At 65.8% G+C, this 21,727-nt stretch carries 19 protein-coding genes; 4 read left to right on the top strand and 15 right to left on the bottom strand.

Features of this window, described 5'->3' with window-relative positions; all coding sequences use genetic code 11:
- Nucleotides 1-91: 91 nt before the first annotated feature.
- Genes nagA through AC4ELH_RS06070 form a run of 3 tightly spaced genes read right to left on the bottom strand, consistent with a single transcriptional unit; the run spans nt 92 to nt 2,506 of the window.
- Entirely contained in the window at nt 92-1,237 is a 1,146-nt protein-coding gene (gene nagA / locus AC4ELH_RS06080; protein ID WP_498883478.1) for an N-acetylglucosamine-6-phosphate deacetylase, read from the bottom strand.
- Complete coding sequence (nagB, locus tag AC4ELH_RS06075; RefSeq protein WP_064879037.1) at nt 1,238-2,023, bottom strand: glucosamine-6-phosphate deaminase; 786 nt, start codon at nt 2,021-2,023, stop codon at nt 1,238-1,240. It lies immediately after the preceding gene.
- 12 nt (nt 2,024-2,035) lie between these two features.
- Nucleotides 2,036-2,506 (bottom strand): PTS sugar transporter subunit IIA, encoded by a 471-nt coding sequence (locus AC4ELH_RS06070; protein ID WP_498883477.1) that lies wholly within the window; start codon nt 2,504-2,506, stop codon nt 2,036-2,038.
- A 135-nt stretch (nt 2,507-2,641) separates the two neighbouring features.
- On the opposite strand from AC4ELH_RS06070, the gene AC4ELH_RS06065 reads away from it, so the two are divergent.
- A complete protein-coding gene (locus tag AC4ELH_RS06065) occupies nt 2,642-4,228 on the top strand; it encodes a PTS transporter subunit EIIC (protein ID WP_498883476.1) in 1,587 nt (528 codons plus the stop codon).
- Nucleotides 4,229-4,254: 26 nt separating this feature from the next.
- On the opposite strand, the gene AC4ELH_RS06060 is transcribed toward AC4ELH_RS06065, so the two are convergent.
- From AC4ELH_RS06060 to AC4ELH_RS06035, 6 genes are all read right to left on the bottom strand, one after another.
- Nucleotides 4,255-4,698 carry a hypothetical protein gene (locus AC4ELH_RS06060; RefSeq protein WP_498883475.1) on the bottom strand — a complete coding sequence of 148 codons (444 nt, stop codon included), beginning with the start codon at nt 4,696-4,698 and terminating at the stop codon, nt 4,255-4,257.
- Entirely contained in the window at nt 4,695-5,345 is a 651-nt protein-coding gene (locus tag AC4ELH_RS06055) for a hypothetical protein (RefSeq protein ID WP_236734631.1), read from the bottom strand. Before AC4ELH_RS06055 ends, AC4ELH_RS06060 begins: the two co-directional genes overlap by 4 nt.
- Before the next feature lie 113 nt (nt 5,346-5,458).
- Nucleotides 5,459-6,013 carry a chorismate mutase gene (locus AC4ELH_RS06050; protein ID WP_498883474.1) on the bottom strand — a complete coding sequence of 185 codons (555 nt, stop codon included), beginning with the start codon at nt 6,011-6,013 and terminating at the stop codon, nt 5,459-5,461.
- Nucleotides 6,013-7,047, bottom strand: a complete 1,035-nt coding sequence (locus AC4ELH_RS06045) for an LmeA family phospholipid-binding protein (protein WP_498883473.1) — start codon at nt 7,045-7,047, stop codon at nt 6,013-6,015. The genes AC4ELH_RS06050 and AC4ELH_RS06045 overlap by 1 nt, the downstream gene beginning before the upstream one ends.
- 62 nt (nt 7,048-7,109) lie before the next feature.
- Nucleotides 7,110-8,276, bottom strand: a complete 1,167-nt coding sequence (locus AC4ELH_RS06040) for a hypothetical protein (protein WP_498883472.1) — start codon at nt 8,274-8,276, stop codon at nt 7,110-7,112.
- Nucleotides 8,269-9,219 (bottom strand): metal-dependent hydrolase, encoded by a 951-nt coding sequence (locus AC4ELH_RS06035; protein ID WP_448442798.1) that lies wholly within the window; start codon nt 9,217-9,219, stop codon nt 8,269-8,271. Before AC4ELH_RS06035 ends, AC4ELH_RS06040 begins: the two co-directional genes overlap by 8 nt.
- A 133-nt stretch (nt 9,220-9,352) precedes the next feature.
- Here AC4ELH_RS06035 and AC4ELH_RS06030 point away from each other — a divergent pair, with 133 nt between their 5' ends.
- The gene (locus tag AC4ELH_RS06030; protein WP_064879018.1) at nt 9,353-9,970 is read left to right on the top strand and encodes a TetR/AcrR family transcriptional regulator; all 618 of its coding nucleotides are present in this window, start codon (nt 9,353-9,355) and stop codon (nt 9,968-9,970) included.
- On the opposite strand, the gene AC4ELH_RS06025 is transcribed toward AC4ELH_RS06030, so the two are convergent.
- Together AC4ELH_RS06025 and AC4ELH_RS06020 are read right to left on the bottom strand one after the other, a co-directional pair.
- Nucleotides 9,915-10,928 carry an alpha/beta fold hydrolase gene (locus tag AC4ELH_RS06025; RefSeq protein ID WP_064879015.1) on the bottom strand — a complete coding sequence of 338 codons (1,014 nt, stop codon included), beginning with the start codon at nt 10,926-10,928 and terminating at the stop codon, nt 9,915-9,917. The two genes, AC4ELH_RS06030 and AC4ELH_RS06025, sit on opposite strands and share 56 nt — an antisense overlap.
- A gap of 18 nt (nt 10,929-10,946) precedes the next feature.
- Nucleotides 10,947-12,707: an N-acyl-D-amino-acid deacylase family protein gene (locus AC4ELH_RS06020; RefSeq protein ID WP_498883471.1), complete on the bottom strand. Its 1,761-nt coding sequence runs from the start codon at nt 12,705-12,707 to the stop codon at nt 10,947-10,949.
- Between the two features lie 98 nt (nt 12,708-12,805).
- Here AC4ELH_RS06020 and AC4ELH_RS06015 point away from each other — a divergent pair, with 98 nt between their 5' ends.
- Nucleotides 12,806-14,137, top strand: coding sequence for an aromatic ring-hydroxylating oxygenase subunit alpha (locus AC4ELH_RS06015; RefSeq protein ID WP_498883470.1), 1,332 nt, complete (start codon nt 12,806-12,808; stop codon nt 14,135-14,137).
- Complete coding sequence (locus tag AC4ELH_RS06010) at nt 14,134-14,787, top strand: TetR/AcrR family transcriptional regulator (protein WP_064959426.1); 654 nt, start codon at nt 14,134-14,136, stop codon at nt 14,785-14,787. The genes AC4ELH_RS06015 and AC4ELH_RS06010 overlap by 4 nt, the downstream gene beginning before the upstream one ends.
- Here the strand turns inward: AC4ELH_RS06010 and AC4ELH_RS06005 are convergent.
- From AC4ELH_RS06005 to AC4ELH_RS05990, 4 genes are all read right to left on the bottom strand, one after another.
- Complete coding sequence (locus tag AC4ELH_RS06005) at nt 14,759-16,168, bottom strand: glycoside hydrolase family 183 protein (protein ID WP_082448917.1); 1,410 nt, start codon at nt 16,166-16,168, stop codon at nt 14,759-14,761. The genes AC4ELH_RS06010 and AC4ELH_RS06005 overlap by 29 nt on opposite strands.
- Nucleotides 16,169-16,785: 617 nt before the next feature.
- On the bottom strand, nt 16,786-19,671 hold the full coding sequence (locus AC4ELH_RS06000; protein WP_498883469.1) for an MMPL/RND family transporter: 2,886 nt from the start codon (nt 19,669-19,671) through the stop codon (nt 16,786-16,788).
- A gap of 110 nt (nt 19,672-19,781) precedes the next feature.
- Nucleotides 19,782-20,516 (bottom strand): YwaF family protein, encoded by a 735-nt coding sequence (locus AC4ELH_RS05995; protein WP_498883468.1) that lies wholly within the window; start codon nt 20,514-20,516, stop codon nt 19,782-19,784.
- 120 nt (nt 20,517-20,636) lie between these two features.
- Nucleotides 20,637-21,611: a cutinase family protein gene (locus AC4ELH_RS05990; protein ID WP_498883467.1), complete on the bottom strand. Its 975-nt coding sequence runs from the start codon at nt 21,609-21,611 to the stop codon at nt 20,637-20,639.
- Nucleotides 21,612-21,727: the final 116 nt, after the last annotated feature.

Raw genomic sequence — 21,727 nt, 5'->3', positions numbered from 1 at the left:
ATATGTAACGGTTATTCGCAGCGGGCGCAACACGAATCTTTGCCTCAGGAAACAGTTCTCGGGTTTCCCGGCAGCTCGGCCCGGTAAATTGCTACCCCGCCGGTTCAAGCTCCCATACACCCCGCCGCAAGACCCCGGTGATCGACAGATCCGGATCCAGCACCACGAGATCGGCTGCAGCCCCGGGGATCAGATCGCCGGCGGGCAGTCGCAGCGCCCGAGCCGGGTTCAGCGAGGCCTGACGGGCGACGAGCAACAACGCATCGTCGCGGTCCAAACCGCAATGGGCCATGGCGAATCGGACCACCCGATCCATGGTCGCGGTGCTGCCGGCGACCGTATCCGTCCCTCCGACACGGGCGACCCCGTCCGCCACGTCGACCGGCACGGGCCCCAGCTGGTAGCGACCGTCGGGCATGCCGGTGGCCGCCATCGCATCGGTGATCAACGAGGCGCGATCCGGCCCGACGGTGCGCGTGACGTGTCGGTAGATGGCCGGATCGAGATGGACGCCGTCGGTGATGAGTTCGACGGTGACAGCCGGATCCTCGATCAGCGCGATCACCGGGCCCGGCTCTCGCCGGTCGACCGGACGCATCGCGTTGAAAAGATGGGTGCCCACCGTGGCGCCGGCCGCAATCGCTGCGCGGGTCTGTTCGTAGGTGGCCTCGGTATGGCCGACAGCCACCACCACGCCGGCGTCGACGAACTGCCGGATCGCGGCCGGCGCACCGGGACGCTCTGGAGCGATGGTCACCATCCTGATCGTTCCCGCCGCGGCGGCCAGCAACCGGTCGATCTCGGCCGGGTCCGGGTCCCGCATGAGCGCGGGTTGATGAGCACCGCACCGCACGGTCGACAGCCACGGACCTTCGAGGTGTATGCCGTCGATCAGTCCGGCGCGGACATCCGCCGCCAGTGCGCCGACCTCGTGCAGCAGGTCGTCGGGGCTCGCGGTGACCAGCGAGGCGATCATGGTGGTGGTGCCGTGGCGACGGTGCAGCGCCACGGCGGCCGACGTATCGGCCGTCGAGGCGGCCGAGAAACTGCCCCCGCCACCGCCGTGGGAATGGGTGTCGACGAAACCCGGCATCACAGTCACCGCACCCAGTTCGCGATCGGCACTTCGGGGCGGGCGACCCGCTCCCACCGCCGTCACCTTCCCGCCCGACAGGTCGATCCACCCCGGCCGTAACAGTTCTGCGCCCGCAATGAGCGTGTCGGCAGTCAGCAGCACTCAGATGCCCTGCCAATCCGGTTTCGCGAGGTAGGTCTCGCGGTAGTAGTCGATGAGCTGAAGCCGCTGCGCCGCAGCGTCGTCCAGCAGAACCGTGACGTGCGGATGGTGCTGCAGGATGGTGGCCGGCCACATGGCGGTCACGGCGCCCTCGACGAGGTGGTGCACTGCCTCGGCCTTCCTGCGACCGAGGGCCACCAGGATGACGTGCCGGGCCGCCATGATGGTGGCCAACCCCTGGGTGAGACAGTGTGTCGGCACCGCATCGAGGTCGTCCCCGAAGAACCGGGCATTGTCGACGCGGGTCTGGCGGGTCAGCGTCTTGATCCGGGTGCGCGAGGCCAGCGAGGACCCGGGTTCGTTGAAGGCGATGTGCCCGTCGGTGCCGATACCGACGACCTGCAGATCGACGCCGCCGGCAGTGCGGATGGCCGCCTCGTATGCCGCGCACGCCGCCGGGATGTCGTCGGCCAGGCCGTCAGGGCCCTGCACCGCCCCGGGGGCGAAGTCGACGCGCGAGACGAACACGGTGTCGATGACATTGCGGTAGCGCTCAGGATGATCGACGGGCAGGCCCACGTATTCGTCGAGGGTGAATCCCCTGGCGTGCCGGAACGAGATCTGTCCCGCAGCGCACCGGGCGGCGAGTTCGTCGTAGACCGCCAGCGGCGACGACCCGGTGGCAAGGCCCAGGACGGCGTTCGGTTTACGATCGAGCAGCCCGCCGAACGCGTCGGCGGCCACCCTGCCGATCTCGTCGGCATCGGCCAGGATGATGACTTCCATCTACTCGACCAGCTACTTGGCCGCAGTAAAAAGTTCTGCGCCCGACGCGATATCGGCTCCGGCCGCGACCGGCCCGGCCACTGTCACATTGCCGGGTTCACGTTCGTCCATGACCACTACGGGGACAATGGGATTGAGACCTTTCGCCTCGACTGCGGGCACGTCGTAGGTGATCAGCACCTGACCGGCGGCAACATCCTCTCCCTGGCTGACGTGGGCGGTAAAGCCCTCGCCGTTCAGAGCGACGGTATCCAGCCCGAGGTGCACCAGCACACCGACGCCCTCGGCCGTCATGATGACGTAGGCATGCGGCATCAGTTTCAGCAACTTGCCGCTGACCGGTGCGATTGCGTCGATCACGCCGCGCGGCGGATCCACCGCGGCACCGTACCCGACCATGCCCGCCGAGAACACGGGATCCGGAACATCCTGGAGTGCTACCGCGCGCCCGGCGACCGGGGCGAGTACTCGCGTCAAGCTCACTGTGGTGGCTCCTTCTGTGGTGTCCCAACAATACGAGGGCGGCCGGAAGACGGCCGCGAGTTCACGGGTTCTCGTCTAAGCTTCCGCACAGCTTTACGGCGGTTCGCGCAGGGTGGCCAGGAGGACGGTGGTGCGATGAGCGATACGACGAAACCTGAAGGTGCACAGGAGAAGTCCGGTCTGCGCATACCTGCTTTCGCGCAACTGCAACGGCTCGGCAAGAGCCTCATGCTGCCGATCGCCGTGTTGCCCGCCGCGGGCATCCTGCTACGGCTCGGCCAACCCGATCTGCTGGGCCGGATCGACTCCCCCGTCATCGGCGCGTTCTTCAAGGCGATGAGCGCGGCCGGCGACGCCCTGTTCACCAATCTGCCCCTGCTCTTCGCCGTCGGTGTCGCGATCGGCTTCGCCCGAAAGGCCGACGGCTCGACGGCGCTGGCCGCGGTGGTCGGATACCTGGTGATGGCCGCGGTCTTCAAGACCATGTCCCCCATCGTGCTGGCCGGCGAGGTGGACAAGGCCGGTGACCAGGCTCAGATCAACTACAGCGTGTTCGCCGGGATCGTGGTGGGTCTGGTGACGGCCTGGCTGTTCGACCGGTACCACACCATCCAATTACCTTCCTATCTCGGCTTTTTCGGAGGGCGGCGGTTCGTACCGATCGTGGTGTCCCTGGCCAGTTTGTTCATCGCCTTCCTGATGAGCTACTTCTATCCGATCTTCGATGCGGGGCTGACCGGCCTCGGCCGGTTCATCGGCGGGAGCGGCGCGTTGGGCGCGTTCGTCTACGGATTCGCAAACCGCATGCTGATTCCCCTGGGTCTGCACCATATTCCGAACTCATACGTGTGGTTCCTCTACGGCGACTACCAGACTCCGGACGGCACCGTGGTCACCGGCGAACTCACCCGGTTCGCTGCCGGCGACCCGACCGCCGGCATTCTCACGTCCGGGTTCTACCCCGTCCTGATGTTCGGCCTCCCTGCGGCGGCATTGGCGATGATCCTCGCCGCGAACAAGAAGCAACGCAAGGTCGCGGTCGGCATCCTGTCGGCGGCGGCCCTCACCGCATTTCTGACCGGGGTGACCGAACCGCTCGAGTTCGCGTTCATGTTCGTGGCGTTCCCGCTCTACGTCATCCACGCGGTCTTGACCGGACTATCCCTGGCGATCGCCTACCTGCTCGACATCCACCTGGGCTTCTCGTTCTCGGCCGGGCTACTCGACCTGCTGCTCTACGGCGGTGCTCCGGCTGCGAAGAACATCTGGCTGCTCATCGCCATGGGGGCGGTGTTCTCGGTCATCTATTTCGTGCTGTTCTACGTCGCGATCACGAAGTGGAACATGCGCACGCCGGGCCGTGAACCCGACGCCGAGTTCGAGGCCGAGGAACAGGCGAATCTCGGTGAGGGAGCCGATGCCGCCGCCGGCGGAGCCGGCGATCCCACTACTGCCGGCGGCACCGGCACACTGACAGCCCCCACCCGGCCGGACACCCAGGCCGAGCAGATCATCGCCGCCTTCGGGGGCCGGGAGAACCTCGTCAATGTCGATGCCTGCATCACCCGGCTCCGCATGGAGGTCGCCGACAAGAGCAAGGTCGACCAGGACCGGTTGAAGGCCCTCGGCGCCGCAGGCGTCATCGAGGTGGGCAACAGCGTTCAGGCGGTCTTCGGCACCAGCTCCGAGACGCTGAAGAACGCCATCGTGGACAGTCTCTAGCTCTCAATCTGTACCCCTCCGGCACCTCACACCGACAGCAACCGGTTGAAGAAATCGCGGTAACGCGTCAACGCGAGGCGGAGATCCTCGGTGGAGGCCTCCTCGCCGCGAGACCACTGCGCCTCGAGCCGGGACCGGGTGTCGGCGAAACTTGCGGTGAGCTCCTCGACGACTTCCGCCACAAGGTTGTCCGCTTTCTGGACAGACTCTTTCGGGTCGTCGACGAACGCCGCCTGAACGTCATTCCAGCGCGAGTGCAGTCCGGACCGATGCTCGTCGGCGAACAGCAGCGTGTTGTCGTCGTGCACCGGCTCGGCCTGGCCAGTGCCTGAATCTGCCGCGGGAGCGGGCCGTGCCCTGTCGGCGGCGCGGGTCTCGGATACCTCCGCGTCCTCTCGTACCCCCGCGCCTCCCGGCACCTCCGCGTCGCGCGGCGGGGCGGTTGCCGCTTGTTCGTCGTGAGTGGTCATGCTCGCGCCTCCTTCGTCGAATCCGTGCCGGTTTGGTTCGTGCCGGTTTCACCCTCGGCTGGGGCGCCGTGCTCGCTCTGGGCCACGTGTTCGGCAGCCTGCGTATCGCGCCCGGAGCGCGTTTCGGGCCCCGCATGCGATTCCGGTGCATTGCCGACCAACTGCTCGAAGAGCGCGCGATAGTGCACGAGGGCCTCACGTTGCGCCTCGGTACCGATCTCCCCCTGATCCTGAGCAAGGTGCAGGATGTGCGCGGCACGGTAGTGCTCGACGACCTTGGGATGGTCGACCGAGATGTCAGCAGCACGCTGCTCGAAATCGTCTATCGGATAACCACGTTCCCGCATCACCTCGGTCACCAGGCGATCTGCCTCGCCTACCGATTTGGATGGGTTGTCGACGAACCCGGCCTGGGTCACCCCCCACGCCTCGACGTACCGGGTCCGGGATTCCGGCGACAACTCGTTGATCTTCAGCTTGTTGTGTTTGCGTTCGCGCGCAAGCAGTTCCCGCTCCGCTGCACGCTGGCCGCCCGCTTTTTCGACGGCGTGCTCATACTCCGGCCCGAACTGTTCCCTGAGCCGCTCACTGCGCTTCTGACGCATCATCGACGCGCCGACGACCACCGCGAGCAGCACGATGATCACGACGACTGCGGCGATGACGATCCAACTCCATGTAGGCATTTCCTGAACCTCCTGCGGCCAGGGATACCCGCCCACGGTCTACAGAAACGTCAATAGTGGGCTGTGCGCGGTAGTCAGCGGCAATAAGAGCTGGTGGCGTGGTCCAGCGCGCGCCGATACAACGGGTCGAAATTTCGCGCCGCGGCCACGCTCTCGACTGCGCTCACCAGGTCTGCCCGGCAGGCCGGTGAATGCAGGACCGGCCACTGGTCGGCGATCTCGTCGACCATCGTGTGGTTGAGTCCGTCGATCGTCGTCCTCGACGCGGCCAGGTCGGGTGCAGTCACCGGCGCGGTCGCCGGATCCAGTTTCCATTGCGAGAACAGGCCGTACTCCACGGCGACGGTCGCGTCGATCTGATCCCGGAACACGTCACGCACGTAGGCCGGGTCGAGGTGGCGGCTGTCGGCCTCGGCGGTCGTGGCCTCGATGACCTGTTGTTCGCGTTTCGGGTCCTCGATCAGTCCACCGGTACGGAACTTGTTGGCGGCCACCGGGTCCGCCGTCTGCAGTCGCTGCGCGGCGGCATCGACGAGCGGCTGCAGCGGGCTGGGTTCCTGCGCCCGGGCCGGCGGCGCGATGGACAGAGTCATCAGTATCAGCGCTCCGGCCGCCGCGATTCGGAACATCAGAGCTTCGCGAAGCAGGCGTCGTCAGAACCGTCGTTGGGAATGGACGCGTTCTGGCTGGAGAACTTGCCGACCACTCCGGTGTCGGTCACCAAGACGCTGTCGGCGTGGATCCCTAGCGGGTAGGCGTCGTTGAGCTTCGTCATCAGGGCATCGAGCGCCGTCTGCACGGTCTCCTTCTCGAACGGACCACTGACGTCGGTGATCTGCAGGTCCAGGTTTCCGTCGTTCACCACGGGCTTGGCGGTCACCTTGGTGTCCCCCACCGCCTTCATGGTGATGGTGCCCGCAGCGGGGTCCGTGCTCACATCGGTCACCAAAGAGCCGACGCCCGGCAGGTTCTCGGCCACCGTGTCCTTGATCCCGGCCGCCGTCCAGGTCAATGTGGCGCTCAACGATCCGATGGTGCCCTTCGAGTCCGAGGTGCCCTGCAACCTGATGTCGGACAGCGCCACATCCGCGGTCATCCCCTTGGCGGCCTGCACCTGTTTGCCGCCGGTCTCCACGGAGATGTTGGTGTAGTGCCCGGTGATGTGCTGCCACAGGAACGGCGGGTTCACCCCGAAAGAAACCGAGGCGTTGTCCTCCACCACGCATTCGGCGACCGAGACGAGCAGGGAGCTCGCCTTGTGGCGGGCGAACAGTTCGCCGCCCGTCAGCCCGATCACCACCAGGGACACCGCGATGACGACGATGAGGATGATCGCCTGCGGACTACGCCATTGCGACGAGCGTTTCGCCGGTTGTTGCTCCTCCGCTGCAGCAGGCGGCTTGGTCGGCGGTGGTCCCGCCGGCCGGGCCGCCGCCGGTGGGCGGGGCTTTGTAATCTTCTCGGTCGCGGCTTCAGGGGGCTGACGGCGCGCCCGGATCTGCTCGGTCGCAGCCTCGGGTGGCTGAGGACGGGCCCGGAGCTGCTCCGTCGGCGCCTCGGGCCGGCCGGGACGAGGCAGCCGCCGGGTGGCCGGGTCAGGCGGCGGCACAGAGCCCCGGCCTCGCCGGCCGGGTTCGCCGGGGCGTTGCGGCGGTGTCGGCATCACCGCAATTCTGCCTCATCACCTACTGCGTCAGACGTGTGGCACGCCTGTGGGTTCGCTCCTCATTCCTGGTTCGCTGCCACCGCCGGCGCCACCGCGTCCGGCTGTTGTTGCAGGTCAGCAGGGTTTGCAGTGGCCGCTGCCGCAATCGACAGACCCGCGGTCACCAGGCAGGCCACCGTGTACCAGAGGCTCCCGGTGGGGTCGCCCGCAGCGGTGAGGCCGTCGACAGCGCCGAAGTAGGCCGGCAGGGCCGTCAGCCACAGGACGGTCATGACGGCCAGGTACACCGCCGCGTAGCGCAGGATGAGCGGATTGGAGTACCGCACGGTCGCAGGATCGCGGTCCTTGCGCAGGCTCGACCATTGACCGAACAGTACCGGGATCGCCACCAGGACGAGCACCACGAGTTCGGCGGCGTAGATGAACCCACCGACCGTGGTACTCCCCGAGATCGACGTACCCACGGTGGCCGGCAGGGGCAGCACGGCGGTTCCGATCGAAGCCAGGACACCGACGACGATGGTGCGTCCCACGATCTGCAGCGCGGTGAAGGTCTTGCCGTCCTGGACGTGCCGGCCGACGAACAGCTGCACACAGAACGCCAGCGACATCGGCCACAGCGCAGCGAACACCACGACGCTGGGCAGCGGTACCGAATCGAAGAACGGCTGGTTCATCGGATGATCCAGCGTCCACTCCCACCACCGGAGCTGCGGCCCGATGTGGTCGAAGATCTCGTAGAACGCGTGGTGGACGAACCCGACGCAGATCGCACCGATGAGCACACCGCGGCGGCGGAAGACCCCTAGGATCCGGACGATCTCGTAGGCGACCGTCGCCATCATCGGATAGATCGCGACGATGTAGAGCGGCAGCCGGCCCCACAGGAAGTCGACGGTGAACACGTTGTGCGCGAACATCGTGTCGACGTGCTCGGCGATCCCGAATGCGCCGGGGAAATACAGTGGCGGTTCGATGATCAGCAGGTACGCGATGGCGCCGAACCAGAGCACCAGGTTGGTCGGATCGTTGTGCCGGCGCAGCCGCACGATTGCGTACACCAGGGCCAGCACCGCCCCGACGATCACGGTGAGCTCGAGCACCGGCAGCGTCCAGTTCTCCAGCCCGAACGGGTTGCGGAACTCGACCAGACCGCCTGCGGTGTCACATGAAAAGCCCAGGCGCTGCGCCAAACCCGAGAATGTCGGAGTACACAGATCAGACATCGGCCGTGCTCGCTTTCTGCGCCGTGGCATCACCTGCGGTGTACCACTGGGTGACCTCGTAGCCGTCCTCGTAGCGCTGGAACCACTCGTCGGCCAATGCCGGCAGTTTCTCGTGGGCCGGATTGTGGCCCGGGACCTGGCTGCGCACGACACCGGACAGGGCGGTCAGCATCTCGCGCACCGGCAGATGCGCGAACGCGTTCGCGACCGGTCCGTCATACGGGGTCTTGGTGAACGGAAGCTTTTGCAGCAGAGCCTTTCTCCGCGCCTGCATACCGAACATCGACACCGCGTCGATCTGACGCTCCTCCAGCGGAACGTGCTTGTTGAAGCCTTCGGTGGCGATCTTGAGCACCGCCCAGACGTGTTTGAAGATCGACGGCGCGACCCGCATCCGGTACCACGGATCGTCGGCCACCGCGTCATAGATGATCAACGCCGAGCTGCGGTGCTCGACCTCTTCGACGAAGTGCCACAGGAACAGTGAGGCCACCCGGTCGTCCCCCGGAGCGAACAGCGTGTCGTCATGGTCGAGCATCAGCTTGAACACCGGGGTGAACGTCGCCTCCAGGTCGGCGGTGTAGGCCAGCCGGTATTTCAGCGGCGTCTCGGCAGTCAGGTCGTCGAATGCCTTGACCACGTCGTCGAGGGTCTCCTTGAGACCCGGGTAGGTCTTGATCAGGCCCTTGGCGTGCTGGCGGTGGGCCATCGCGTGCTGGCCCTCCTGCCGGACGAAGGCCTGAGCCTCCTCGGCCACCTCCGGGTCGGTGATGAACGGCATGGCCTCGGTGATCATGTGGCCGATCATCTTCTCGAAGGCAATGGCCAGGAACGACACCGCGTTGGCCATCGACGAGAACGCCGGGTTGGTCTCGTTCCACAGGAAGGGGACGCGGTGGTCCGCGAACGCGAACCTCATCTTCCGCACGATCAGATCCGTCATGGGTGCCACCTCAGCTCGTCCAAAGCAATCATACAAACAACGCCGTCTTTGTATGATTACTACACACGGCTGCGGCCCGTCAACGGCGGGTGGCGATATCCTGCAGGAATGTTGCTGGCCAGGAATCCGGACCGTGGCGCGTAGGCGCGGGTGGGACGGGCGACCGCCCGGCAGCGACGAGGAAGCTTCCGAACGCATCGTGGCCGCCGCTGTGCAGCTGATCGCCGAGACGGGGACCGGGATCAGCATCGCCGACGTCGCGGCATCGCTCGGCGTCATCCGCCAGACCGTGTACCGCTACTTCCCCACCGCCGAAGCACTGATGCACGCGGCCGCGATCGCCTCGGTGGAAGGCTTTCTCGACCGGCTCGCCGAAAGCGTGCGAGGGATCACCGACCCCGCCGAGGCGATGACCGAGGGCGTCATGTTCACCCTGGAGGAAGTCACCCGGATACCGCACCTGCGGATCATGCTGTCCGGACCGCAGGCCGCCGCGAGTTCGGTCAACGTCGCCTCCGGCGAAGGTCAGGCCTTCGGCATGCGGATGATCACCCGGTTCGACGTCGACTGGGCGAAGTACGGATACGACGAATCCGCGCTGCGCGAGCTCGTGGAATTCACCCTGCGCACGATGCTGTCCTTCTTCATCGCCCCCAACGAACCCGGCCGCAGCCGAGAAGAACTGCGGCGCTTCCTCAGACGCTGGCTGGGCGGCGCAATTCTGGCTCAGCCGACCGATGGCGCGCAATGACCTCGCCGAACACCGCCGGGATCAACCGGTTGAAGATATCGGCGCGCTCCCACTGCAGGAAGTGGCCGGCACCCGGAACCACCAGCGGCCCAATGCGATTGAGAAACGCCCGCTCGGTGCGCGGCACGAAATCCTCGCCGACCACATGATCTTCGGGTCCGTACAGCACCAGGGTGGGCACCTCGACCGCAGCCATCAGCGGGATCTCGGCCATGGCGCGGCCGTAGGCGAGTTGATACGACGCCCACCCCGCCCGTAGCCGCGCTTCGTCGGCGAACGGCTCGGTCATGAAGTCCACCTCGGACTGGGTGAACGCGTAGGCCGAGCCCCACAGCCGGTTGGTATACATCGCCGCCACCCACTGCCTGCGAGCTTCCGGAGTGGGCAGCATCGCGGCGAGCTGGTCGGGGAAGGCGCCCTGCATCCAGCGGTAGTCACCGGTGGGATCGGCTGCGCCGCCGACGAACCCCGGATGTTGGGTGCCGATTCCCGAGTAGTCGACTCCCATGGGCGGCACGGTGTTGAAAACACAGAAGTGCGTGACGAATCCCGGATACCGGTGGATCAGGTCGGTGCTGACGACGGCACCGACATCGCTGGCCGCGATCAGGCAGGACTCGTGGCCCAGTTGGTCGTGGACCAACGCATACAGGTCGCGGGAGTAGGTGACGATGTCGTGCTGATCGTCGGGCGGGATCGCACTGTCGCCCATGCCGCGCAGGTCCGGGACGATGACCTCGAAGCCGGCTGCGGCCAAGGCCTCGATGTTGCGCCACCAGATCCGCTTGGTCTCGGGGTACCCGTGCACCAGCAGAAGGGGCACACCGCCGACGCCCTCGCGGACGTACGCCAGCGAAACCCCTTCGGCGACAGCGGCAGTGTGGATTCTGAACGCGTCAGCGGCCGGCGCCGCAGGCTGGGCCGGACGCTGACGCGGGTCGTAACGGAAATCCGCCATGACGAAAGACCCTACTGATCAGCGGGTCCCACGCACCAGACGACCCGGACGGGCCCCGGTGTCCACCCCGTGCCTGCGGGTGACCGTCCCGCTGACGATTGTCGCGTCGTAACCGCTTGCCCCCTGCACCAACCGTTTTCCGCCGGCAGGCAGGTCATAGGCCATTCTCGGCGCATGCAAGGTCAGGCCATCCAGGTCGATCACGTTGACGTCGGCCTTCTTGCCCACACTGATCACGCCGCGGTCCGACATACCGTAGAGCTGCGCGGTGTCGTGCGACTGCTTGCGGATCACGTACTCCAGCGGCAGCTTCTCGCCACGATGACGGTCACGGGCCCAGTGCGTCAGCAGGAACGTCGGGTACGAGGCGTCGCAGATCATGCTGCAGTGCGCGCCGCCGTCGGACAGACCCAGCACGCCGGCCGGATGCGTCAGCATCTCGCGGATCGCATCGTGATTGCCGTCGGAGTAGTTGAACATGGGGTACATCAACATGGCACCGGCATCGGCCTCGAGCATCAGGTCATACATCGCGGCCAGCGGGTCCATGCCGCGTTGCTTGGCGATCGCCGCGACGGTGCGCTCGTCGGTCGGCTCGTAATCCGGCGGTTCACCGATGTGGTACAGGCGGTTTGCCGCATTCTGCGCCAGCATGAACATGCCGTCGAAGAGCTTGCTGGGATCGATCGGCAGGTCTTCCTCGGCCAGGATCGCCGCGCGTACCTTGGGGTCGGCGAGCCGCTCGCTGAGTTCCTCGCGCGTGCATTCGGCCTGCAGTCGCCGGTAGGTCGGGCGGTGGGTGAAGGCATGGTGACCGGGGAAGCCCAGCAGCATGCCGAATGGCCGCGCCGCCACCTGAGGGAACAACCGGCTACCCGCTTTGTGCGCGGCCGCCGACAGGTCAAGCTGCTCGCGCCACAGGTTGGGGTCGGCGTCGACCTGGATCAGGGCGAAGCTCAGCGCACAGTCGATCTCCTCGCCGAGCCGACGCATCCAGTCGAGTTCCTTCTTGGGTGCGACGATGTCCTCACCGGCGGCACCTTGGGGAGCCAGCTCGAAGACCGCCGCGCCACCGGCCGCGGTGGCCCGGCCCAGCGCGAACAACTCGTCCTCGGCGGCGAAGGTTCCGGGCACCGGCTCGCCGTCCATGGCGGTGTGCGCGATGGTGCGCGACGATGAAAAGCCAAGCGCTCCAGCTTCGATGGCCTCCTGCACCAGTTTGGCCATGGCCTTGATGTCATCAGGTGTCGCCGCTTCGTTGCGGGCGCCGCGCTCCCCCATCGCGTACGCCCGGATGGCGCCGTGGGCGATCTGGGTGCCCATGTCGACGGCCAGCTCACGCTTGCCGATCACGTCCAGGTATTCGCCGAACGTCTCCCAACCCCAGGTGATGCCCTCGGTGAGCGCCGTGCCGGGGATGTCCTCGACGCCCTCCATCAGGGAGATCAGCCATTCCTCCTGGCCGGGACGCACCGGTGCGAAGCCGACACCGCAATTGCCGGCCACCACGGTCGTGACGCCATGGTTGCTGGACGGTTCGAGCACGGCGTCCCAGGAGACCTGACCGTCATAGTGGGTGTGAATGTCGACGAAGCCGGGGGCGACGATCTTGCCTGTGGCGTCGATGGTTTCGGCGGCGTCGCCGGCCAGTGCCGGGTCTTCGGCGCCGCGCCGATGCACCTCGACGATCTTTCCGCCCTTGATCGCGACGTCGGCGGTGAACCGGTCCGCACCGGTCCCGTCGACGACCGTACCGCCCGTGATTTTGAGATCGAACACGTTTTTGCTCCCTTGAGGCGTGGAGGCCGCTACGGTCGCAATGTAACACCGTTACATTGCGACGTCCCGAGATTCTCCTTCTCAGTGGGAGGTGCCCCATGACCCACAGCTCAACTGACACACACCGGCGGGCTGATGCGATCGGCGAACCGCCGGCGCGCCCCACCCGGGTGCCGGCCGAACGCTATACCTCGCCCGCGTTCGCGCGCCTCGAAGTGGAACGGATGTGGCCGCGGGTGTGGCAGCAGGCCTGCACGGTCGATCATGTGGCCGACCCCGGCGACTACTTCGAATACCGTTGCGGCCCCTACTCGGTGCTGATCGTCCGCGGGGACGACGGGGAGTTGCGCGCCTTCCAGAACGCGTGCCGCCACCGCGGCAACACCCTGTGCACCGGTGCCGGCTCCTCACTGCGGGAACTGAAATGCGGCTACCACGGCTGGACCTGGGATCTGGCCGGTGTGCTCAAACGCATTCCTAACCGCAAGGGGTTCGGGTCGGTGCACATGTCCGAGTTCCCGCTGGCGCCGGTGCAGGTCGACACCTGGGAACGGTTGGTCTTCGTCAACCTCGACCCTGCGGCGATGCCGCTGGCCGACTACCTGGAAGCGGTCCCGGGAGACATCGCGTGGTGCGGGCTCGGCGACTTCCGTTGCTACGCAACGATGACCATCGATGTCGAGGCCAACTGGAAGACCATCGCCGACGGGTACAGCGAGACCTACCACGTTCAGACCTTGCATCCCGAGCTGCACCGGTGCATGGACGACGTCTACGCACCCCAGACGATCTGGGGCCACACGGGCAAATCCGAATCGCTGTACGGAGTACCGAGTCCGCGACTGTCCGGCGCGCTGAGCGACGAAGAGGTGTGGGACGCCTACGTGTACACCCAAGGTGCGCTGATGGGAGTCGCCGAGGGCACCCCGTTCCCGTCGGACCGGCAGTCCCCCGGCCAGTCGGTGGCCGACGTGATCGCCTCGCAGATCAGGGAATTCGCAGCCGGACGCGGCGTGGACATCGGCTGGGCCAGCACCGATCAGGTGATGTGCCTGCACCAGTACAACATCTTCCCCAACCTGACCCTGCTCGCCAGCGCCGATCACCTGACGGTGATGACGTCGTTGCCGGGATCGGATCCAGACCGCGGTCAACTGGTGATGACGCTGATGGCCCGCATGCCGGCCCATGCTCCGCGGGTAAACCCGACCGACGTCCGGATGGGCGCCGAGGAGGCGCACCCCGGCGTGGTGATGAGCCAGGACATCGCCGTGCTCACCGGCCTGCAGCGCGGATTGCACCAGCCGGGCTTCACCCACCTCGCCCTGTCCGCCGAGGAGCGCAGAATCATCAACATGCACCGCAACCTTGAGCGCTACCTCGACCTGCCGGACGCCGAGCGCATCGCCGAGGCGGAAGCCGGCGAATGAGTCCGAAACCGAAGCCGATCGACGCCGACGTCATCCTCGATGCGGCGGCCGATCTGATCGAGAAAGACGGGGTGGAAGCGTTCTCGATGCGGGGGCTCGCCGAGCGCATCGGCGTGGCCGTCACGTCCATCTACTGGCACGTCGGGGGCCGCGACGCCCTCTTCGACAGTCTGGTCGACCGTCTGTTGACCGAGATGGCCGGCCTGCCCATGCAGGGTGACAGCCCCGTGAATCGAATTGCCGCACTGGCACGCAACCAGCGCAGCCTGCTGATCCGGCACCAGCATCTACTGGCGATCGCCCACGAGCGGGACCGCACCCCGACATTGTTTCTGCCCGTACAACAGCGGCTCGCCGCCGAACTGGCAGAGCTGGATGTCACCGGAACACGGGCCGCACTGGTGCTGCGCGCCGTGCAGGTGCACGTGATCTCGTCCGCGGTGATGCAGTTCTCAGCGGTCCGCGGCCCCCGGCACCAGGAGGAGGATCCGTCCCTGTGGACCGCCGACTGGCCCGATCAGGCGCTCGTCGCCGCCCTGCAGTCCCCCACCGACTACGACGCGGTGTTCGAGTACGGCCTCGACGCCCTGCTGGCACCGCTGAGGCCGGTCAACGGCCGGGTCAGGGCAACACGGTCTTCATCAGCATGACGTTGTAGGCCGACCACAGCGACAGGTTGTAGTACAACTCCTTGCCCGTCGACCACGGATGCAGATACGGCGCGTAGATGCCGCCAGGGATCTGCGACGACGGCGCGATCAACTGCTCAGGCCCCCACGGGCCCTGCGGCGCCGGCGCGGTCCGCATCACCACATCGTTCATCCCGTTGCCGTACAGCACCAGGTACTGCTTGAGATACGTGTTGTACTGGGCCGACATCTCGCTCACGGGACCCGGGATCACCGGCGTCGCCGCGGCCGGATTGCCCGGTACCCAGGCGTTGTTGTCCGCGTTCCAGTACTCGTACTTGGTGAGGTCCGGGATGAGTCCCGGAGCCACCCGCGCGATATAGGCCGAGCCGCCGCGTCCGTTCGGCGTGCCGAACGTGTAGATGTACGGATCACCGGGACCCGGTTTGAGGAACGCACCCATCTGGAAGTTCTCGTTACCCCCGCCGGGCGGCCGGATCGTCCCGGGGTACACACCCCAGTTCTCACCGTTGTCCGGCGACATCGCGATCGCCGAGAAGTTGGTCGACCACGCACCTGGACTGTCCCAGTTCCGGATCGACATGAAGTTCAGATATTGATTGCGCCCGACCGAGATTCCCGCCGTCGGGATGATGCCCGTCTCCTCTGGCGCCCGGCCGATGCTGTTGATGATCTGCTTGGAGATGCCCTGGCGCCACACCGGTGAACCGGAGTACTTGTTGGCCACCACACCATCGGGCACGGCGACGGTATTCGACAGCGATCCGTCCTGACTACGGAACAACGCGTTGTACCGCCACTGTTTGCCGGGAATACCGCAGTAGCCGTTGGTGTCGCCGAAGGCCATCAGCACCTGCCGGTTCACCGGATCCCCGTTGTCCCACATGATTCCGAGGTCAGTTCCGGTGATGGCGAAGCGTTTGATCGTCTGGTTGGGGCTGTCGGGACCGGTCACCCAACCCACGATCGACGTGCCAGGAGGCGCACCCGGGGCTGGTTGGGCCGCCGGCGCCGGAGCCGGCTGAGGCGCCGCGGGGACCGGGGCCGGCTGAGCCGCATTCGGGACCGGCTGAGCGCCACCAGGATTGGGTGCCGGCACCACGGCCGCTTTCTGCCTGACCTGTCCGGAGTTCGGCATCAGCGCCTTCAGCAGGGCCAGTGGCAACTGCCCGAGCTTGGGCAGCGGAGCCCGGTCGTTGGCCCCGGCGGGCATATGCCCGATCGGGCGGTTGAGCGGGGCGAGCCGGGACGGCTTGGGAATCTGGAAGGCCTGGTTCGGGAGAGGTTGCGCGGCCGCAGCGGCGCCTTCGCAGGGTTCGGCCGATGCCGATGGCGCCACCCCGACGGCGACGACGAGTCCTATTGCGGCCGCCGCTGCCATCGTCGAAGCACCTCGAGGACGTCGCGACATGTCACACCTTCCCAATGCAGGGACGTCGACATGACGTCACAGTTGGCTGATGTGACGTTAGTGATCAATGGTGTCGATGTGACCAGTGATGCACCGATAGGTATCGTCCCGTGACCGTGTCGCAACCGACGCGGCGTGTTGCTTTCGACCGGGAAATTCGATGTCAACCGCGCGGTACCGCCCGGCGCACCCACGAACACTCCCCACGGGCGAGCGTTCCGCACTACGGTGGGAAGTGGTGGAACTATCGAAACGAGCGAGAGGGATCACCATGGCAGGAACATTCGATCCGAAAAAGGGCGGCAAGTTCGAGCCCACCACGAAGGCCAAGCCGCCGCCACCTCCACGGCCCGGCGGCAACAAGAAGTAATTAGGCGAAACTGCCCACGTGCGAGCGCTTTCAGCTCACACGTGGGCAGTTCCGTTTGCAGGTCAGCTACAGACTTGAACCAACCGGAAAGGCCCGGTGGCACATACCGACGGCGGACCGTATCCGCCATAACCCCAACCAACCCCGTAGGCGGGAGGCGGGGGCGGCGGCGGAAGTGTTCGGTTTCGACTTCCACCAATTACGTTAGATCCGCTTATTAAGTCTGGGCTGTGTAGGCGCTTTGTGTGTTTCCGTCCTGCTGCAGAGACGCCAGGCGTCGCTTCGACGCTGCCGACTGGATGACCTGAGGCCACCAGAACCAACGGCCCAGCAGCGCGGCGATGGCAGGGGTCATGAACGACCGCACGATCAGCGTGTCGAACAGCAGGCCGAGCGCGATCGTGGTGCCCACCTGCGCCATGACCTTGAGATCACTGAACGCGAATGACGCCATGGTGAAAGCGAACACCAGACCCGCCGAGGTCACCACCGAACCGGTGCCCGCCATCGCCCGGATGATGCCGGTCTTCAGGCCACCGGACAGCTCTTCCTTGAAGCGGGACACCAGCAACAGGTTGTAGTCGGACCCGACTGCCAGCAGCAGGATGACCGACATCGCCAACACCATCCAGTGCAATTCCAGGCCGAGGAGGTGTTGCCAGACGAGAACGGACAGCCCGAATGAAGCGCCGAGCGACAGCAGCACCGTGCCGACGATCACCGCTGCCGCCACCACGCTGCGCGTGATCAGCAGCATGATGATGAAAATCAGTGACACCGCGGCGATTCCGGCGATCATCAGATCGTAGAACGACCCGTCCTTCATGTCCTTGTAGGTGGCCGCGGTACCCGCCAGATAGATCTTGGAACCCTCCAGCGGCGTGCCCTTGAGTGCTTCCTTGGCCGCCAGCTTGATCGGCTCCACATGGCTGACGCCCTCCGGCGTCGCGGGATCGCCCTCGTGACTGATGATGAACCGCACCGACTTTCCGTCGGGTGAGATGAAGTTCTTCATGCCGCGCTTGAAGTCCTTGTTGTCGAAGGCTTCCGGCGGAAGATAAAACGTATCGTCGTTGCGCGCCTCGTCGAAGGCCTTCCCCATCGCCGTCGAATTCTCTTGCATGGCAGCCATCTGATCCTGCTGGCCGGCCTGGGTGGCCCGCTGCGTCAGCATCATGGTCTTCATGGACTTCATCGACTCGATCTGCTCGGGCATCAACGCGGCCAGCTGCGGCATCAACGTGTCGAGGTGCTCGAGGTCGGGCACCAGTTCCTGCACGTCGTCGGTCAGGGGGTCGATCCCGTCGAGGGTGTCGAACATCGCTCGGACCGACCAGCACAGCGGAACGCTGGAGCAGTGCGGTTCCCAGTAGAGGTAGTTCCGCAGCGGACGCAGGAAATCGTCGAAATCGCCTAGGTGATCCCGCAATTCGGCAATGTCGAGAGTCATCGTCTTGGTCTTGGCGACCATCGAATGCGTGATGTCGGCCATCTGCAGGGTCAGCTGCGACATCCGTTCCATCGTATCGATGGTCTTCTGCATCTCGTCGGCCTGAACCAGCATGTCAGCCATCCGGTCCTGGTTGTACTTCCGGTTCATCGTGTTGGTAGTGCCCTGCCGGCTGAGCAGGAACGGGATGGACGTGTGTTCGATCGGGCGGCCGTTGGGCCGGGTGATCGCCTGCACCCGGGAGACTCCGGGGACCCGGACGATCCCCTTGGCGATCTTGTCGATGACGAGGAAGTCTGCGGGGTTTCGCAGGTCGCGGTCGGTCTCGATCATCAGCAGTTCCGGATTCATCCGCGCTGCGCTGAAATGCCGTTCGGCAGCCTGATATCCGACATTGGCGGCCAGATCTGACGGCAGGTACTTGCGGGCGTCGTAATTGGTCTTGTAACCCGGCAGCGTGAGCAGGCCGATGAGGGCCAGGCCCAGCGTCGCGGCCAGAATCGGGCCGGGCCACCGGACCACCGCGATGCCGACCCGGCGCCAGCCGCGCGACCGGATACTGCGTTTGGGTTCGAAACGCCCGAACCGGCTGCCGATCACGATGACTGCCGGGCCCATCGTCAGCGCGGCGATCACCGCGACGAATGTGCCCACCGCACATGGCACTCCCATGGTCTGGAAGTACGGCAGGCGGGTGAAGCTCAGACACAGCATCGCGCCGGCGATCGTCATGCCGGACCCGAGCACCACATGGGAGGTACCGCGGAACATCGTGTAGTACGCGGTTTCCCGGTCTTCACCGGCGCCACGCGCCTCTTGATAGCGACCGATCGCGAAGATCGCATAGTCGGTTCCCGCCGCGATAACCATCAACGTCAGGAGATTGACCGCGAAAGTGGACAAACCGATGATGTCGGTGTGCGCCAGGAACGCCACGATGCCGCGGGCCGCACCGAGCTCCATGAAGACCATCAGCAGCACCAGGATCATGGTGGCGATAGAGCGGTAGACGATCAGCAACATCACCGCGATCACCACGAGCGTGATGGCGGTGACCCGCGCGACGCTCTTGTCGCCCGCGTGGTGCTGATCGGAAACCAGCGGCGCTCCGCCGGTCACGTACACCTTGATCCCGGCCGGCGGTGACGACTGGTTGACGATGTCGCGCACCGCGGCCACCGAATCGTTGGCCAGCGTCTCGCCCTGGTTGCCGCGAAGATAGACCTGGACGTAGGCGGACTTGCCGTCGTTGCTCTGTGCACCCGAGGCCGTCAGCGGATCGCCCCAAAAGTCGGCCACATGCTGCACGTGGGCGGTGTCGGCCTCGAGCTTGTCGACGATGCCGTCGTAGTAGTGGTGTGCGTCGTCGCCCAGGGGTTGCTCGCCTTCCAGCACCACCATGGCGTTGCTGTCGGAATCGAACTCCTGGAAGTCACTGCCGATCTTGCGCATGGCGATCATCGCCGGAGCGTCTTTGGCACTCAGACCGACGGTGTGCTCCTCGCCGACCTTCTCCAGCGGCGGGACGAGAGCATTCGTCAGGACCGTCAGGGCCACCCAGCCGAGCAGGATCGGCACGGCCAGCACGCGGATGAAGCGGGCGATGCCCGACCTGTCCGGTCCCGTGCTCGTTTCCGTTGCCTTGGTCTGCACAACCCGCCCCTTCGATCAGGCCACTGTCGCCCGGTGGGACAGGTCGCAAGCGATACACATTCGCAGTCGCGCGTAATATACCTAGCCTGTCAAAGTGTCAGTGTCAATAATCACTTCGCGGGTCCACTGACAGCTACCTCACAGCTACGCCGCACCCGCTCCCACGGCCACGTCATCAACGCCCACACGATCAGCACGATGACGACCTCGGCCAGCAGATACACCGGCCACGGGCCCAGCACGTCCAGCAGTGACGCGGTGGGCGGCTTCCTGTTGAGGTAGCCGTAATTCGCCCCGGTGATCGCGTTGAAGGCGAAGGTGACGGCTCCCCACGCGAGCGTCGCGATGACCGCGAAGCGGTAGTCACGCCACCGTGGTCGCATCCCTCGCCCCCAGGTGAGATAGATGGCCGCCCACACGACGAGCACGTGGAGCGCGAAGAACGTGAGGAACAGGTGATGGGGGAAGTCCGGAGCACCGTCTTTTGCCGTGCCGATGTCCGGCGTGATCAAAGCCTGTGAACTCAGGACCAGGCCCCAGAAATAGGTGAGGACGAAGGCCCAATGCCGTTGCGACCACAGGGCATACGCGGCTGCCAGTTCGGCCAGGTCGCACAACTGGAGCGGCACCGAGTTGTCGATGGTGGGGTCGGCCAGCTTGTAGGCCAACGCCACGAGAAAAGCCGCGATGAGCGCAACCGCCAGGACACGGCTAAGGATTCGGGCCTGCGCTTGCGTCTGCCGCCGGCCGATCACGACCAGCAGCACCGCGCCGAGGACGAACACCGCCAGCACCACCAGGTGCGACGGGCCGTACGCCGAGAACTCGCGTTGTGCACTGGACAATTCGATCAACTCCCCCGTTTCATCGCAGGGAACGATTACCCATGATCGCAGGTGGGGACGCGTCTCTGCGCTGAAAACGAAGAAGGGCCGCATCTCTGCGGCCCTTGCCCCGTGGACTACCTAGACCCACCCGATTCCGGCAGGCGGTGCGGACGGCGCGGGTGTCGACGAATCGGACCCGGGTGGCTGCGTTCCGTATCCGGGTGTCTCCGGGCTGTACCCCGGCGCTGGGGCGTACCCCGGTTGCGGACCGTGCAGCGACGTGTCGGGGCCGGAGCCCGGCAGTGGGCCATACACCGGCGTCGGACCGGACCCCGGCAACTGGCCGAACTCAGGCAGCTGACCGTAATCCGGCAGCGCGGGACCGTACCCGGGCAGCGACTGTCCCGAGCCGGCGAGCAGCTTCGACGCGATGAATGATGCCGCCTGGGTGGTGTACACGGGGACGTAGCCCTCGGTGTGCCCGCTCCATTCGTTGCCCTGGCCCTCGTGACAGATCGGATCCATGGGGTTGCACAGGTCGATCGCCTTGGACCCGTACAGTGCGCTCTGGGTTGCTATCGATTGCTTGGTTCGGGTGCCCACGTCACCGAAGGTGGTGATCGCCACGACGTTGTCGGCGTATTCACGCGGCAGCGAATCGCCCCACGTGATGTTGCCCAGCGGGTTGCCGGCCACGATGTTGATCACACTCGCGCCCTGCGAATAACCGCCCAGCACGATCTTGGTGTCGGGACAGGAGGACAGCGTGGACTTGATGTGGGAAATCGCGTCTTTGGCGCCGTCGCCGCCGTGCAACTGCAGCTTGCTGGCCTTGTAGTTGACCCCGTAGGAGTCGATCTTCATGCCGGCGGTCTGCTTGCGCAGCGCATCGACGAGAGCATCGCCGACCCGGCCCATACCGGCCGGCTCATCGGTGCCCCGCGCGAAGACGACTTCCGCATCGGCGCAGTCGGCGGCCGACGCTACCGGCGGCGCGGTGAGCCCCACGAGTGGGATTCCGGAAGTGAGAAGTGCAGCAGCGCCAAGCCCGACCCAGCGACCACCTGACCGCGCACTGCCCTGCTGAGGGCGACGTTTGCGGTGAGAAAACATGCCTCAATCTAACCCGTAACCAGGACGAGTGGACTCATGTGTGGGGCCGGCCGGCCCGGACTGGGTGGTGACAAGGTGATGAAAGAAAAAGAAACAGGTCAGGGATTAGATCCCTG

This window comes from Mycobacterium shunyiense, assembly GCF_058270075.1.
This window is presented reverse-complemented; position numbering and strand designations above follow the sequence as displayed.